This is a genomic window from Halomonas llamarensis (assembly GCF_023555005.1).
GTDB lineage: Bacteria > Pseudomonadota > Gammaproteobacteria > Pseudomonadales > Halomonadaceae > Vreelandella > Vreelandella llamarensis.
Genome location: NZ_JAMJPJ010000047.1, coordinates 1 through 11,756, shown reverse-complemented (window position 1 = coordinate 11,756; position 11,756 = coordinate 1). Strand labels below are relative to the sequence as shown.

General features: G+C 59.7%; 16 protein-coding genes. All 16 read right to left on the bottom strand.

Annotated elements, in window-relative coordinates; translation table 11 throughout:
• The coding region (locus M8006_RS16895; RefSeq protein WP_250084283.1) for a gp436 family protein at positions 1–339 on the bottom strand (339 nt) is incomplete at its 3' end.
• A 3-nt stretch (positions 340–342) separates the two neighbouring features.
• The gene (locus M8006_RS16890) at positions 343–573 is read right to left on the bottom strand and encodes an HI1506-related protein (RefSeq protein ID WP_250084282.1); all 231 of its coding nucleotides are present in this window, start codon (positions 571–573) and stop codon (positions 343–345) included.
• A gap of 69 nt (positions 574–642) precedes the next feature.
• On the bottom strand, positions 643–1,545 hold the full coding sequence (locus M8006_RS16885; protein WP_250084280.1) for a Mu-like prophage major head subunit gpT family protein: 903 nt from the start codon (positions 1,543–1,545) through the stop codon (positions 643–645).
• A gap of 15 nt (positions 1,546–1,560) precedes the next feature.
• Entirely contained in the window at positions 1,561–1,995 is a 435-nt protein-coding gene (locus tag M8006_RS16880; protein WP_250084278.1) for a hypothetical protein, read from the bottom strand.
• Positions 1,996–2,032: 37 nt separating this feature from the next.
• A complete protein-coding gene (locus tag M8006_RS16875; protein WP_250084275.1) occupies positions 2,033–3,121 on the bottom strand; it encodes a phage protease in 1,089 nt (362 codons plus the stop codon).
• A 46-nt stretch (positions 3,122–3,167) separates the two neighbouring features.
• Positions 3,168–4,022 (bottom strand): DUF2971 domain-containing protein, encoded by an 855-nt coding sequence (locus tag M8006_RS16870; protein ID WP_250084273.1) that lies wholly within the window; start codon positions 4,020–4,022, stop codon positions 3,168–3,170.
• 152 nt (positions 4,023–4,174) lie between these two features.
• Positions 4,175–4,615, bottom strand: a complete 441-nt coding sequence (locus M8006_RS16865; RefSeq protein ID WP_250084271.1) for a phage virion morphogenesis protein — start codon at positions 4,613–4,615, stop codon at positions 4,175–4,177.
• 155 nt (positions 4,616–4,770) lie between these two features.
• Positions 4,771–5,925: a phage head morphogenesis protein gene (locus M8006_RS16860; protein WP_250084269.1), complete on the bottom strand. Its 1,155-nt coding sequence runs from the start codon at positions 5,923–5,925 to the stop codon at positions 4,771–4,773.
• Positions 5,915–7,582 (bottom strand): DUF935 domain-containing protein, encoded by a 1,668-nt coding sequence (locus M8006_RS16855; RefSeq protein WP_250084267.1) that lies wholly within the window; start codon positions 7,580–7,582, stop codon positions 5,915–5,917. The genes M8006_RS16860 and M8006_RS16855 overlap by 11 nt, the downstream gene beginning before the upstream one ends.
• Positions 7,576–9,114 carry a hypothetical protein gene (locus M8006_RS16850; protein ID WP_250084265.1) on the bottom strand — a complete coding sequence of 513 codons (1,539 nt, stop codon included), beginning with the start codon at positions 9,112–9,114 and terminating at the stop codon, positions 7,576–7,578. Before M8006_RS16850 ends, M8006_RS16855 begins: the two co-directional genes overlap by 7 nt.
• Positions 9,114–9,662 carry a DUF3486 family protein gene (locus M8006_RS16845; RefSeq protein WP_250084263.1) on the bottom strand — a complete coding sequence of 183 codons (549 nt, stop codon included), beginning with the start codon at positions 9,660–9,662 and terminating at the stop codon, positions 9,114–9,116. Before M8006_RS16845 ends, M8006_RS16850 begins: the two co-directional genes overlap by 1 nt.
• Before the next feature lie 13 nt (positions 9,663–9,675).
• Entirely contained in the window at positions 9,676–9,975 is a 300-nt protein-coding gene (locus M8006_RS16840) for a VpaChn25_0724 family phage protein (RefSeq protein ID WP_250084261.1), read from the bottom strand.
• Entirely contained in the window at positions 9,976–10,317 is a 342-nt protein-coding gene (locus tag M8006_RS16835; RefSeq protein WP_250084259.1) for a DUF2730 family protein, read from the bottom strand.
• A 9-nt stretch (positions 10,318–10,326) separates the two neighbouring features.
• On the bottom strand, positions 10,327–10,626 hold the full coding sequence (locus M8006_RS16830; protein ID WP_250084258.1) for a hypothetical protein: 300 nt from the start codon (positions 10,624–10,626) through the stop codon (positions 10,327–10,329).
• Positions 10,623–10,976: a hypothetical protein gene (locus M8006_RS16825; RefSeq protein ID WP_250084256.1), complete on the bottom strand. Its 354-nt coding sequence runs from the start codon at positions 10,974–10,976 to the stop codon at positions 10,623–10,625. Before M8006_RS16825 ends, M8006_RS16830 begins: the two co-directional genes overlap by 4 nt.
• Positions 10,970–11,626: a transglycosylase SLT domain-containing protein gene (locus M8006_RS16820; RefSeq protein ID WP_250084254.1), complete on the bottom strand. Its 657-nt coding sequence runs from the start codon at positions 11,624–11,626 to the stop codon at positions 10,970–10,972. The genes M8006_RS16825 and M8006_RS16820 overlap by 7 nt, the downstream gene beginning before the upstream one ends.
• Positions 11,627–11,756 lie beyond the last annotated feature (130 nt).

Sequence of the window (11,756 nt, the reverse complement as noted above, 5' to 3'; positions counted from 1 at the left end):
GCCGGTTGAAATGCCGAGCTTCACATCGCCGCGTGAAACGCTGCGTAGGAACTTCACTGCATCGTCGTAGCGCTTCTGCACTTGGTCGGATGCGTGTTCGTCATAAAGCCGGTAGCGGGCGATGTCGCAGGCGTTGGCAATCACGATCCTCGGTACCGGTGACAGCGGCACGGGGTAGCCCGCTGCACTCACGTAGCCGTCGATCTCGCCGCTGGCGTCGTCGCAGGCCCGCTCGACAACGGCGGTGTCGATGGCCGTGCCGGATTCATCGCGGGCGATGGCGAGCAGCTCGTTTTCACCAAAGCGCTCGATCAAGTCGGCTTTCGTGCAGTACGGCATCGGTTAGGCCTCCGGCTCGCTGGTCGCTTCCTCTACTGGGAAGGTGCAGTCTTCTACCTCTAGCGCCGGGTCGCTGCGCAGCTGCGTTAGCTGCTCGTCGCTTAGCAGCTCCAGCGCGATGGTGGTGCCTTCGCGGTTGAAGCGATGGCCAGCACGGCGGCGGCTTTTGATCCGGCGCTTGGTGCGAATAAACACGCCGGGCATTTCGTTAGCAGGTGTTTTACGTGTTGCCATGGTGGTGCTCTCCGTTGCGCAGTGCCCGCCGGGGCAGGCACTGCGAATCATCGCGGGGTTAACCTGCTGTTACGCGCTGGCTAACCAGGGGTTGAGAACCAGCGTTGAGGTGTTGGCCCATTCGTTGGTCTCGCCGCCCTCCGCCAGGGTGTTTTGCAGCACCTTGCGGGCCGCGCCTTCCATGCTGGTGGGCACCATGGTCTGGCTGTGGCGCAGCGCGAGCGGGCGGCCGTAATCGCCTTTCATCTTCTGCAACGCCTGGCGGGCGATTTTGTAGTTCTCGGCGGTAAACGGCTGGCGAGAGCGCACGGCCAACTGCCACAGGCCCGCACCGGCGTTGACACGGGCATCCACCCCGAACAGGAACTTGTCGGTCATGAAGACCTGGGTATCGTTCAAGTCGGTAATCGCGCGGAAGTTGTAGTCACGGCGGCGCTGAAACACGACCGGCTTGATCACGCGTGTGGTATCCATCACGTACCAGGCGTCGCCGCTGCCGCCCATATCGTTGGACACGGAGACCTCTTCGCCCTTGGCGTCCAGCACGGGGTGATCGGTATCGAACAGCGGCTGGCCGTCATAGCACTCCGGGTTGGCTTCGAGTACTTCCACCGCCAGTTCATTGGGGTGTTCACGACTGGAGCGGCCAAACTCTTGGAAGACCGGCGACCACAGGCCATAGGTGTCGTCATCGATGTTGTCGCGGGGCACGCCTTCGGTCAGCTCGAACTTGCGGTTCTTCAAGCTGAACTCGCCGCCTTCCAGCGAGTGAATAACACGGTCGCCCAGCCATTCGCGCATGCGCGGCAGGCTCTTGAGGAACGGGTAAACCTCAACGGCGGTGGTGCTGGGCACAATGGTGCAGAACTGCTCGTACAGCGCGCCTTGTTCACCCAGCGAGCTAAAGCCCTGCTGGAAGTTGGTGTTGTAGGCCTTGAACAGCGCCTGCAAGTTAGCGGAAGTCAGGTTCATGAAAGCGGTCCTTTATCAAGCGCTAGCGGCAACGCCGTTAGTCGGGTCGATGTTGACCCACACGCCGTTGCCGTCGACGTCGTCGACGATGCCAGCGGGGGAGCGGGTGTCAGTGCCGGAGGTTTTGGCGACGGTCTCGTCATCGACCATGTAGCAAACCTGGCCGATGTCGGCACGGGTGACCTCATCGGCACCGGCTGAGTTGGCAAAGCCGAAAAAGCCGCGCTGCACGTCGACGTGCTGGTCGCCGTTGTCGCCGGTGGTGTTGTCCTGGTAGTGGGTGGCCACGCCAACGGCAGTTAAGCCAGTGGCGGTTGATGCGGCATTGACAAAGCCATTGGCGGCCATGGCCACCATGCCCCCGGCGTACACCACCGCACCGGCGGCAAGTGCGAGGTTGCGACTGGTGTTTTGGCGGTGCGGCGTATTGCGATTCTGGGTAAGTGCCACGGGGTGGTCCTCCTGGTTGCTGGGTTAGCGGCTGGGCTTACTCGGCCGGAGCCGGGTTCGCCTTGCGGTACTGCTCTGGCGTCAGCCCCGTGGACTTGCACACGGCAAGCTCTGATTCGCTGAGCTTGTCGTCACCTTTTACCTCGCTGCCTTCCGGCGCTTTGCCTTGGGTTTGGGTGGTTTTCAGCGCGGCGATACTTGGCGCGCCTTCCAGGTGGGCTTTGCAAGCAGCGATGCCTTTTTCGCGCAACCAATCGGCGGTGGCTTTGCCAGGGATGCGGCCGTCGTCGAGGCCTTCTTTGATGAGTGCGTCCAGCTCGGCGGTGTTACTGTTGGCTTTCAGCGCGGCCAGTTGCTGGTTGGTTTCCTGGTACACCGCAATGGGCACGTACTGGGTCATGTCCGGCGCGGTGGTGCTGGATGCCTTCAGCGCGGCCACGGCTTCATCTGGCTTTGCATCGTCTTTGGCACCCAACGCCTGGCGGAACGCCTCGGCATCGGCGGCAGCGGCTTTTAGCGCGGCAATGGCGCTGTCGATCTGTTCGTCGGTGGCGTTCTTCGCCAGGCCGAGCGCGGCAATCAGTTGTTCACGGTCCACGGTGTCAGTCTCCTGAGAGTTGTCGTGCGTAACCGACATGCGCGCAGCGGCAAGCTGCGCGGCACCTTCGTCGATGGCGGGGGTGTTGGTTAACGCCAGGTGCAGCAGGTCTAACGGCACACCGTTGGCGTCATACGGGAATACGGGGGAGAGGTAGCGGTATTCGTTGGCGTCGATCGCGGCGCTGGCAGCAGCTGTCCAGGTAATGGCGCCGTAGAGGCCGTCTTCACGCCATTCAAGCGAGCGCGGGTCTAGCCAGCCGGATGCAGGCGCGGGTTTGCCGTTTTTCTCGGCGTAAAGGGTTTGGTGTTCGTAGTCGAGGGCAATATCGGTGCTGCGCCCGGCGGCAAGCTGGATAATCGCGTGTGCGGCGTCGGCAGACAGGTGCCACGGGCCGGTGCCCTCAGCAGCCCCACGCGGTGCGTGGAAGGTGCCAGCAGGCATCAGGCGCGTTTTGTCGTTGGTGGTTTGCACGCTGAGGGCGCAAACGGCAACGCGGGGCTTGGTGTGAAGGCTGTGTGTTGTCATGCCCCCATGATCGGGGGCTTACGGCGGGGCGTGGATTTAAAGCGCTTTAGGAGTTTTTAAAGCTAACTGAAGTATGGTTATTATTGAGTTTTGGGGCACGTTGCATAGCGTTTACAGTACCTTCAAGGTCAAAACTATCCAGTGTCCATGACTCCTCACTGATCTTACACCCATAAATTTGAGCCTGAGGTTGATAGGACCGTATGGTGCTGATGATGTGTGGAGCTTGATCTATATGCAATTCTGCAGATCTTTCCCCTAGATAGACTTCCTTAATCGCACCTTTTGGTAATTTTAATAGTTGCAAAGCATGGCCACGTTCGTCTTTCGAAAGAATTAATCCACTTTTGTTAGGTGAGCTGCCTTCGATAGCTTCCAGGCATTTAACCACCCTGACCTCTTCTTCGTATGACCAACATGAAGCCTTAAATAGGAAATATCGCTGCAATTTTTCAAAATGATCTAAAGAAAAGCTGAAGCTTTTTGATAGGTCGAAGCTCGCATTTTTTAGTAGTGGTGAATTAGGCTTTGTCTCGGAGTATATAACGTTCCCATACTGAACAGGTATGGTGTTAGATTTTTCACAAGTGAATTCATTAATTGTGCAATCAATACCGATGACCATTCCCTTATGCTGATTAGCATAGTGAGCCCACATTAGAGGGTTAAGTGACTGCCTTGTAAGTGATAGAACTCCATAGCTATCTTTTAATACCCCTCTCAATCCCACGTTTGCAGTTTGTCGGAGCATGCGATCTATAGGGTTGGCACTGTCGCTTGGTGGAAAAGCAGCTTCTGATTCAAATGGGTCATTGAAATATTTGGGCTTAGTAAACCCTATGGAATTACCCTCTAGTATCTTCATCCCCACGTCATGAGATACATATTTGTATAGAATCATGCCTTACCCTCGACCCAGTAGCTTCAACACAGCCCGTGTATAGCTTACATTGGGAATCTAACGCGGGTCTAACCCGCCTTGCGGGGAAAAGTCGGGCCAACGTAGCGGGTCGGGGCATGTCGGCGCTCACAGGGCCGCGTTGGCTGAGCGGGTTATAGGTTCAGATGGTCGGCGAGGATGGCCAGCACTTCGTCTTCGTCGTCATCGCTTAGGCCGATAAATTCCCGTGCCGGGATATCACCCCATAGGTGGGGGAACTCGGCCTTGGTGCCGCCGAAGTTTTGCATGGCAGCGTAGACCATCAGGCTCCCCCATTCGACGCTGTCGCTCGCGGCGGAATAGCTGAACTGTTTGGATAGCTCATTGCTTTCCCCTTCCAACACACGGCCATGGCCTTTGCGCTTTTGCGTGACCGGGGAGTTAGCCGCCCAGGGGGTGCCGTCCGGGGCTTCTTTGTCGCGGAAGCGCTGCTGGGTGCGGTTGATCATTTCCTCGCCGATGCTTTTCATCGGGGCGGTGAGGTCTTCGCCTTTGTTGAGCAGCTCGCTAATGGCACGCTCGACCTGCGCTGTGTTGACGTTGATGGTGCTCATGGATTGCTCCTATACTGTGAATGCCTGTCCTCGGTATGGCTACCGACCCCTTCGCCTTATTCATCTCACTGAATGGGCGTTGATGAGGGCTAGCATGGGTGCCTCCCATGCGGCAGGCTCATATTCCGTACTGCCCCCTTGCTGAGTCTTTCTGCCTATCTCAAACGCTCCGCTTCGGGGGGCGGTTGATCCGTGCGGCTTTTAAACAGCGTGAGGAAGTAGTTTTTCTTACCGTCTTCGGTGCGCTTGAGTGCGGCGCGGTAGGTCACGCCATCAATGATCAGGTAGATCAAGCGGCCTGGATCATCAGGCATTCGATACACCTCGCCATCGTCGAGCAGCTGCTGCACGCGGCGGTAGTCGCTGATATCAATCTCTGGGTGACGCTCACGGTGGGCGCTTAGGCTCTGCTGCGACAGCAATACCACAGGCGAATCAGCCCCTAACACCTGGCGCTCAACGGGCGGCACCACCGCTACCGGGTATTCGCCTTTTACCTCGCCATTCCAAAAGCGGCTGAACAGCGGCGCGGCCACCAGATCGGCGACGTGTTGCCGGGCGATGGTGGCCTCGACACTATCCAGCCGATTAAGCCTGGCGGCCATGGCGCGCTCACTCGCCGTTTGCCCTGGGGCGTAATCCCAGCCGGGTTGCACGCCCTCTGGCACGGTGATGACTTCGCCGGTGGTGTTATCGACGTGCTCATAGGTGCCGTTGTTGGGCGCTGTATCCGGTCCCTCTTTGCCCAGGCGCTTCAAGCCGCGCTCGTTTAAGGTCTCGACACCGCAGTTGCAGCCAAAGCCGTTCGGTGGGTAATGGGCGTTAAACCAGGGGTGGCCAGCGGGTAACACCAGGTTGTCCCAGCGCTGATGCTGCTGGCGTGGGTTCTCGATGGTGTTATGCACGTAGCGCCAGTAAGGGCGCAGGCGCACCACGTCCGGGTCGGTCATCTGCTGCCAGCGGCCAGCGGCGTAGGACGTATCCAAGTTCGTCTTGTAGATTAGGCGGGTACGCCAGGCGCGACCCGCTTTGCTGCCTTCGCCTGTCCAGCCCGTCCACCCTCGTTTCGATACGATCTCATTAAACTGCTTGCGCCATTCGCCCAGGCTTTGGCCGTTGCTGATCGCGTCATCGACCGCGCCGCGCAGATCTGCGAGCAGGTCGGCTTTGGTGGCACCGGCGACAACGAAGGCGGCGTCGTTCTGGTCGCGGGTGATTTGGCCTGAGCGCGTGGTGGGCAGGTTGAGCTTGCGGCGGAAGAACTCGGTTTGCTCTGCGAACGGGCGGCGGAACTGGGCGCTAATCGGCATTGCCGGTTTCCTCATCCAGCTCTTCAGCAACGGTCGCTCTACCTGCTAGATCGGCCGCTTCAAAGGCGGTGGCCATCACCTCGGCTAGCTCGGTTTCATCCAGGTCATCGAAGGCATTAGCAATCAGCTCTTGCAGCTGCTCCAGGCTTTCCGCTTGCTCGGCGAGCTGCTGCACTTGCGCTACCCAGGCATCCACAACCGGCTGCGCCTGGTCGTCGAGCTGGTCGAGGGTGGCATCGCGGTAGTAGCTGGGCTGGCCGGGTTGGGTAGGTGCCTGGCGCAGGGCTGCGAGTGGTGGCCGTGAGGCAGGAGTGCGCAGCGCACCGAAGGGGTTTTGTGCTGCCTTTGGCATTCCCCGACGCGCTTCCATCCCTGGCGCGTCGGGATTCCGTCCTGCCCTGGACATCAGTACGTCTTCGCCTTCGGCGGCTTCCGGGATGCCGCTTTTCTCATGCAGCCACCACAGTGGGATCTTCGCGCCCATGTCTACGAACGTAGGTAGCGACTTCGATAGGCGTTCCAAGTCTTCGGTCTCGCCGGTGTCCAGGTAGAAGCGCGGCGCGCGGCTGGGCTTCTCGATACCGAAGTTGAGCGCCGCCATGGGCCAGAGGATTTGCTTGCCAATGCTGCCCGCGTACTGGCGCACGTCAGAGCGGATCAGGCTCATTTGCCCGCGCTCATGCACGTTGCCCAGGGCATTCGTATTAGTGCCTTCGCCGGTGCCGCTGGTGAGTGTGCCGCCCAGGATCGCTTTGGCTTTGGCGCGCTCGCACCAGTTCATCATGGCTTGGTACACATCAGCCCGGCCGTTAGCGGCTTCCAGGAAGTCCAGCGACATACCGTCCGGGATGATGCCCGCCGCGTTCTGTCCAAGGCTAACCACGGCGCGTAGCAGTGTGGCTTTCTCTTTTTCAGTCGCGCTCTTGGGGTACTTACCGATGCGTGCGGGCATGCCGTAGATTTCCAGCAGCTGCGCAAGATCCCCCAGGGCGTAGTTTTGGAACAGGTACGGCCACGCCAGCATGCGGTGTAATCCCATTCGTGCCACATAGCCTGACTTTGCCCGGTGCCTATGTTGCACCCAGCCGAGTGGCCACAGCTCAGCACCTGTCGCGCTATGGTCGCGTAGCGTGATGCAGTTCTGGTCATCCGGGTGCAGGCGGAACCAGCTATGCGGGCGCAGCGTGGGCTGCTCGATAAAGCGCATCGCGCCATCGCGTTGCCACGGCAGCTCCAGGTTGGCCCAGCCGTGGCCGATGCCGGTACCCAGGTCCAATATCAGGTCTTCCACTTCCAGGGCGGTGAAGACTTCAATCGCGTGTTCGGTGGCGCGCTTTTCCTGTGCGGTGGCGTTATCCGGCGGGACGATCTGCCATTCGCGTTCTGCCGAAAGCTGACGGCGCTTGCCCAGGTCGGCCCCGATCTGAGCGTCCTTCTCTTCCATATCATCGAAGAGTTCGCTTTGCGCTTTCAGGTCACCTTGCTCGGCCCCTTCCAGGATGCCGTAGAGCTTATGCGGATTTAGCCCCTTGGTGGGGTGTTCGGCAAATTCGCGCTTGAGTTGGCCAACACGGGAATCGTTGGTTTGTTCGCTGTCGAGGGCCTGGCTGCTTTCATTTCCAAACAGTTTTTTGATCAGTGCTTTTGGGCTTACCATCCGCCACCTCCTATGCCGAATCCGGTGTGTTCAATGTCGTCGCTGTCGTCATCCTGGCGGGAAACACCAGGCAGGGGCGCGGGGGTGAAGTCGATGGGTGCCACATCCATCATGCTGGCGTAGTACGCCATGGCCAGCGCGATAGCGGCATCGCCGTGACGGTCGCGGCTTAAGCCGGTTTTGGCATCGGGTAGCTTGGGCACGCCCTTGATTACTTGCAGGGCGCGCAGGTCATCGACCACGTTGCTGTCGCGGGGGATGCTGATCTGCTCATCTTCAAACGCGGCTTTGAACGGCGGCATGTTGTTCAGGTACCAGCTCTGGGAAAGCATCACGACCTCGACAATGCTCCCGTAGCGCTCGGCGGCCTGTTCGGCTAGGTACTGGCCGTTGCCGCGTCCGTCCAGCGCGCCGCCTTGCAGCCGGGGCAGCCGGTCGGCAATGAAGAACAGCACTTGCTCTTGCTGTTTGAACGGGACGTTGCGTAGCTCGACCAAAAACGGCACCTGGCGCAATAGCTGTTGGGTGATCGTCATCGGCGCGATAACGGTTAAGTCACCGCTGCGCCCGAAGTCTTCCCCAAAGCAGTGGGTCAGGCGCGGGTCGAGTTTTTCCAGGAGTGGCAGCAGGTGCTCAACACACCAGGCGTCGATCTCCAAGGCTCGGTAGTGCTCCGGCACCGCGTTGAACTCGGCAGTACCTTCAAAGCGAATCACCGGCGCATCGAACATGCGCGCTTCGATCATGGCGCGGGATAAGTACGCGCCACCACCCGCCTTGGGCACGCAGTAGTACTCTTCTAGCGCGTCTTCCTGCGTGGCGGTGTCGGCCAGCAGGTTCGCCTTCCACTCTTCTTCAGCTTTCAGGCTCCAAGGCTTACCGCGCACTTGGCAAATACGCTGGTAAAGCCCTTGCTCGCAGGCATCATCTAGCGTGATGCGGTGGACGCTGTAGCGCTTCTTTTTCGCGCGGCTGTCTTGGATCAGCTCATTGAACAGGTTTTCAACGCCGTTATGGGTACTGATCAAGCGCACCTTGGCCCCCCACATGGTGAGGGCAAGCGCGGCTTTGAGCACTTCGGCGAGCTGTTCGTGGAAAGCGGCTTCGTCAATGGTGACGTTACCTTGGCGGCCCCGCATGTTGCTGGGGCGTGAACTCAGCGCCTGGATCTTGAAGCCGCTGGCAAAGTGGATATTGAAGGTCAAAATATCCTTGTCTTCGTCCTGGTACAGCTCTTCCTGGATGTGGCTGGCGGCGCGGTTGAACGCCTTGGCCCACATGGCGCAGGCATCAATAAACTCGATGGCCATGTCCTTGTTGGAGCCGACATAGAAGTGGTTGGTGCCCCCGGCGGCTTTGGCGCTACTGGCCGTTAGCACGGCATCGGCCGCTTCGCCCCAGGTTAAACCGGTACGGCGGCTCTTCTCGGCAATCTTGAGATCGGAGTCATCTTCGATCCACGCCTTTTGGTACGGCAGCAGAACGGATTCAGGGAGCGCGGCAGCGGGCGCTGTTGACGGTGCGGCAGTCATTAGGCAATCCCCAGGATGTCACGCTTGATCGAGTCAATCGCGTCGCGGCTCATGCCTTGGGTGGCCATACTGGTCTCTGCCTTCTCTGCCGCTTCTTTCGCCACTTCCACCCGCAACTCCTTAGCCCACTTTTTCTGGCTAAGCGAAACGCGGCCAATATCCGCTAAGGCTTTAGTGACGCTGGAAAGGTGCTTGGCTGCCACATCGGGTTCGTGCTCGGCTTTACGCATGGCGATGGAGATACGCAGCAGCTGGTCTTGCACGATGCGGGCGGTGGCGTCGATCAAATGGCCGCTTTCGTCTTCGCCTTCCGATGCCATGGCACGGGCAAGCTCGGTGGTTTTACGCACGTCGCCCATGGCCTCTTCGAACTCCTCTTGGAGATCTTGGCCATAGCGATGAACGGAGCTTTTGGAAACGTTATAACCGCTCTCACTGAGCCAGCCAGCTAACGCTTCATAGCCCTGAAAGCCGCTACCAACCAACTTTTCGTTTAGCTGTTCGCGCACCTCTTGGGGTAGATCAAACACCTTATTGCGTGGTGGCATGGTTCAACCTCTCTCAAATACCAGGGCGTGGCTTGGCAACACCTGGCACATTCGCTAGGCCGTCGGCACAGTCGGCCCCGCGCCAAGTGAGCGTAATGACCCAACCGGCGCGGGGCTGCTGGGTGATGACGAGCCCTTGCTCATCTAACCAAGCGAGGTCGCCGTGCAATTTGTCGCGGCTGATGTGGTGCGCATAGGCACCTTTCAGCTCATCGTTCAAGCTGTATTCGTTGGTCGTGAACTGGTTGCGGCGGGCCAGAATGCGCAGGATCGTCAAGCGACGGCCCTCGGTTTCAAAGTCGTGATAGCTCATTTATCGTTTCCCTTTTTCCGTCAGCAGGTATTCGTGCAGGCGATTGAGCAGCGCCGTGGTGCTCTGCATCTGCGCGTTGACCTGGGCCATGCCCCGGTTCATTTCGGCCAGCTCGCCGCGTAACGCTTCGATCTCGCTATAGCCAGGTCGGTTATCCAGCGTTTGCTCTAGGCGTGAGACGTGCTTGTCTACCTCATCCAGGCGCGTATTCACCTGTTCGATGGCGGAGCCCGTGGCGCGGTGTTTGTTGGTCCAGTACACGTAGACCGCCACGCCCGCCATAAACAGCGCCTGGACAATATCGAAAAACAGCTTGGCGGCGGCCCAGTTGATTACCTCCATGACGGCTCCTTAGTCATTTTCTTCATCGTCGTCTGCGCTTTTGGCGCACTTGTCGGCGTGCTCACGCACGCGGGCCAGCTTTAGCCAGCCCCGCGTTGCGTACTGGTGTAGGTCGGTGATGTAGAGCGCTACATCGGCTTGGGTGTACTCACCACGCGGGCGCTCTGGTTGGCGCTCTGGTGATGTCATGCCGACCGGTGCGGCGCACTGATAGAGGTTGATGGCGGGTGGCGGTGGTAACGGCTCGGGTGGCGTGCTGCCACAGGCGGCCAGCAATGCTCCGATGCCCATGATCACGAGGGTTTTCATGGCAGCGCCTCCAAGGTGTCACGCAGCACCGGGGCCACGGGGCCGTCGTCGCTGGTGGGTGTACGTTGGATGCGTTGACGCTGCATGTCGTAGTCCTCGGCTTGCTCGGCCATTTCTTCCTGAAGCGCTTGAACTGCCGCCTCGGCGTCACGGCGTTGGCGCTCGGCTGCCGCTAAGTCGTCCAGCGCTTCTAGCGTTTCCGCCCGCGCTTCTCGCTTGGCCTCAACGGCTCTCTCATATGCTTGGCGCTCAATGGCCACCCTCTCTTTTAAATGGCTCGCGTACTGGTACTGCATGATCAGGGCGATCACTAACACGCCAACCACCGCCAGACCGATCTTGCTTAGCATGGCGCGCCCCCTTGCCAGCCCGCACGCGCGTATCGCGGCGTGAGGTTCAGCAGAATGTGGCGCACATAGTGGCGGTTCTCGCGTTTCGCCCAGCCAGCGCGGTTGGTGTAGCGCTCAACGTGGCCAAACCAGCGGGCGGCATCGTCACCAGCGGCGGTGGCCAGGCGTCTATCTCGGTTCACCCAACCCATCCCGCCGTTATACGCGCTTAACACCATGGCCCAGTGCTCACACTGGTTGGCGGTGCCGTTCAGGCGCTGCCAGTGCCATTTGTTGTAGCGGGCTTGCGCCCGCATGGCCCAGCCGGGTGAGTAAGGTGCAGCCGTGCCCAGGTCGGGGTAGATCTCGGCGATCCACTTGGAGGTGCTGGGCATAAACTGGCTAAGCCCTTGAGCGCCCACAGGGCTATTGACGTTAGAACGCCAGGCGCTCTCTTGATGGATCTGCGCGGCGTGTACCGCCACGCGGCCATGCATTCCCCATTCCTGCTGCACGATGCGGGTAAGCTCGCGCTGGTAGCTGTTGGCAGCGCTTGGGATCTGGGCATGAGCGGGCTGGCATGATGTCAGGACTAGCAGCGTGGCCAGCACCACACTCACGGCGATCCAGGTGCCGTTGGCGCGCAGGTAAGCCTTGATATCGTTCATCATGGGCGTTCCTCCTGTAGCGCGGATTCGGCGCGCTCGACCACATCTTTCAAGCGCAGATATAAGGGCAGCTTCGAAACGCCATGGGTTAGGGCGTCGATTTCGACCACTAAGCGCTCGCCCTCTGCTAGCA

Bases quoted from the DNA above. Each gene is read 5' to 3' on its own strand.
- M8006_RS16875 (WP_250084275.1), bottom strand. From the start codon at position 3,121: ATGACAACACACAGCCTTCACACCAAGCCCCGCGTTGCCGTTTGCGCC.
- M8006_RS16825 (WP_250084256.1), bottom strand. From the start codon at position 10,976: ATGCTAAGCAAGATCGGTCTGGCGGTGGTTGGCGTGTTAGTGATCGCC.
- M8006_RS16820 (WP_250084254.1), bottom strand. From the start codon at position 11,626: ATGATGAACGATATCAAGGCTTACCTGCGCGCCAACGGCACCTGGATC.
- M8006_RS16855 (WP_250084267.1), bottom strand. From the start codon at position 7,582: ATGGTAAGCCCAAAAGCACTGATCAAAAAACTGTTTGGAAATGAAAGC.
- M8006_RS16835 (WP_250084259.1), bottom strand. From the start codon at position 10,317: ATGGAGGTAATCAACTGGGCCGCCGCCAAGCTGTTTTTCGATATTGTC.
- M8006_RS16830 (WP_250084258.1), bottom strand. From the start codon at position 10,626: ATGAAAACCCTCGTGATCATGGGCATCGGAGCATTGCTGGCCGCCTGT.
- M8006_RS16840 (WP_250084261.1), bottom strand. From the start codon at position 9,975: ATGAGCTATCACGACTTTGAAACCGAGGGCCGTCGCTTGACGATCCTG.
- M8006_RS16890 (WP_250084282.1), bottom strand. From the start codon at position 573: ATGGCAACACGTAAAACACCTGCTAACGAAATGCCCGGCGTGTTTATT.
- M8006_RS16885 (WP_250084280.1), bottom strand. From the start codon at position 1,545: ATGAACCTGACTTCCGCTAACTTGCAGGCGCTGTTCAAGGCCTACAAC.
- M8006_RS16850 (WP_250084265.1), bottom strand. From the start codon at position 9,114: ATGACTGCCGCACCGTCAACAGCGCCCGCTGCCGCGCTCCCTGAATCC.
- M8006_RS16865 (WP_250084271.1), bottom strand. From the start codon at position 4,615: ATGAGCACCATCAACGTCAACACAGCGCAGGTCGAGCGTGCCATTAGC.
- M8006_RS16870 (WP_250084273.1), bottom strand. From the start codon at position 4,022: ATGATTCTATACAAATATGTATCTCATGACGTGGGGATGAAGATACTA.
- M8006_RS16860 (WP_250084269.1), bottom strand. From the start codon at position 5,925: ATGCCGATTAGCGCCCAGTTCCGCCGCCCGTTCGCAGAGCAAACCGAG.
- M8006_RS16845 (WP_250084263.1), bottom strand. From the start codon at position 9,662: ATGCCACCACGCAATAAGGTGTTTGATCTACCCCAAGAGGTGCGCGAA.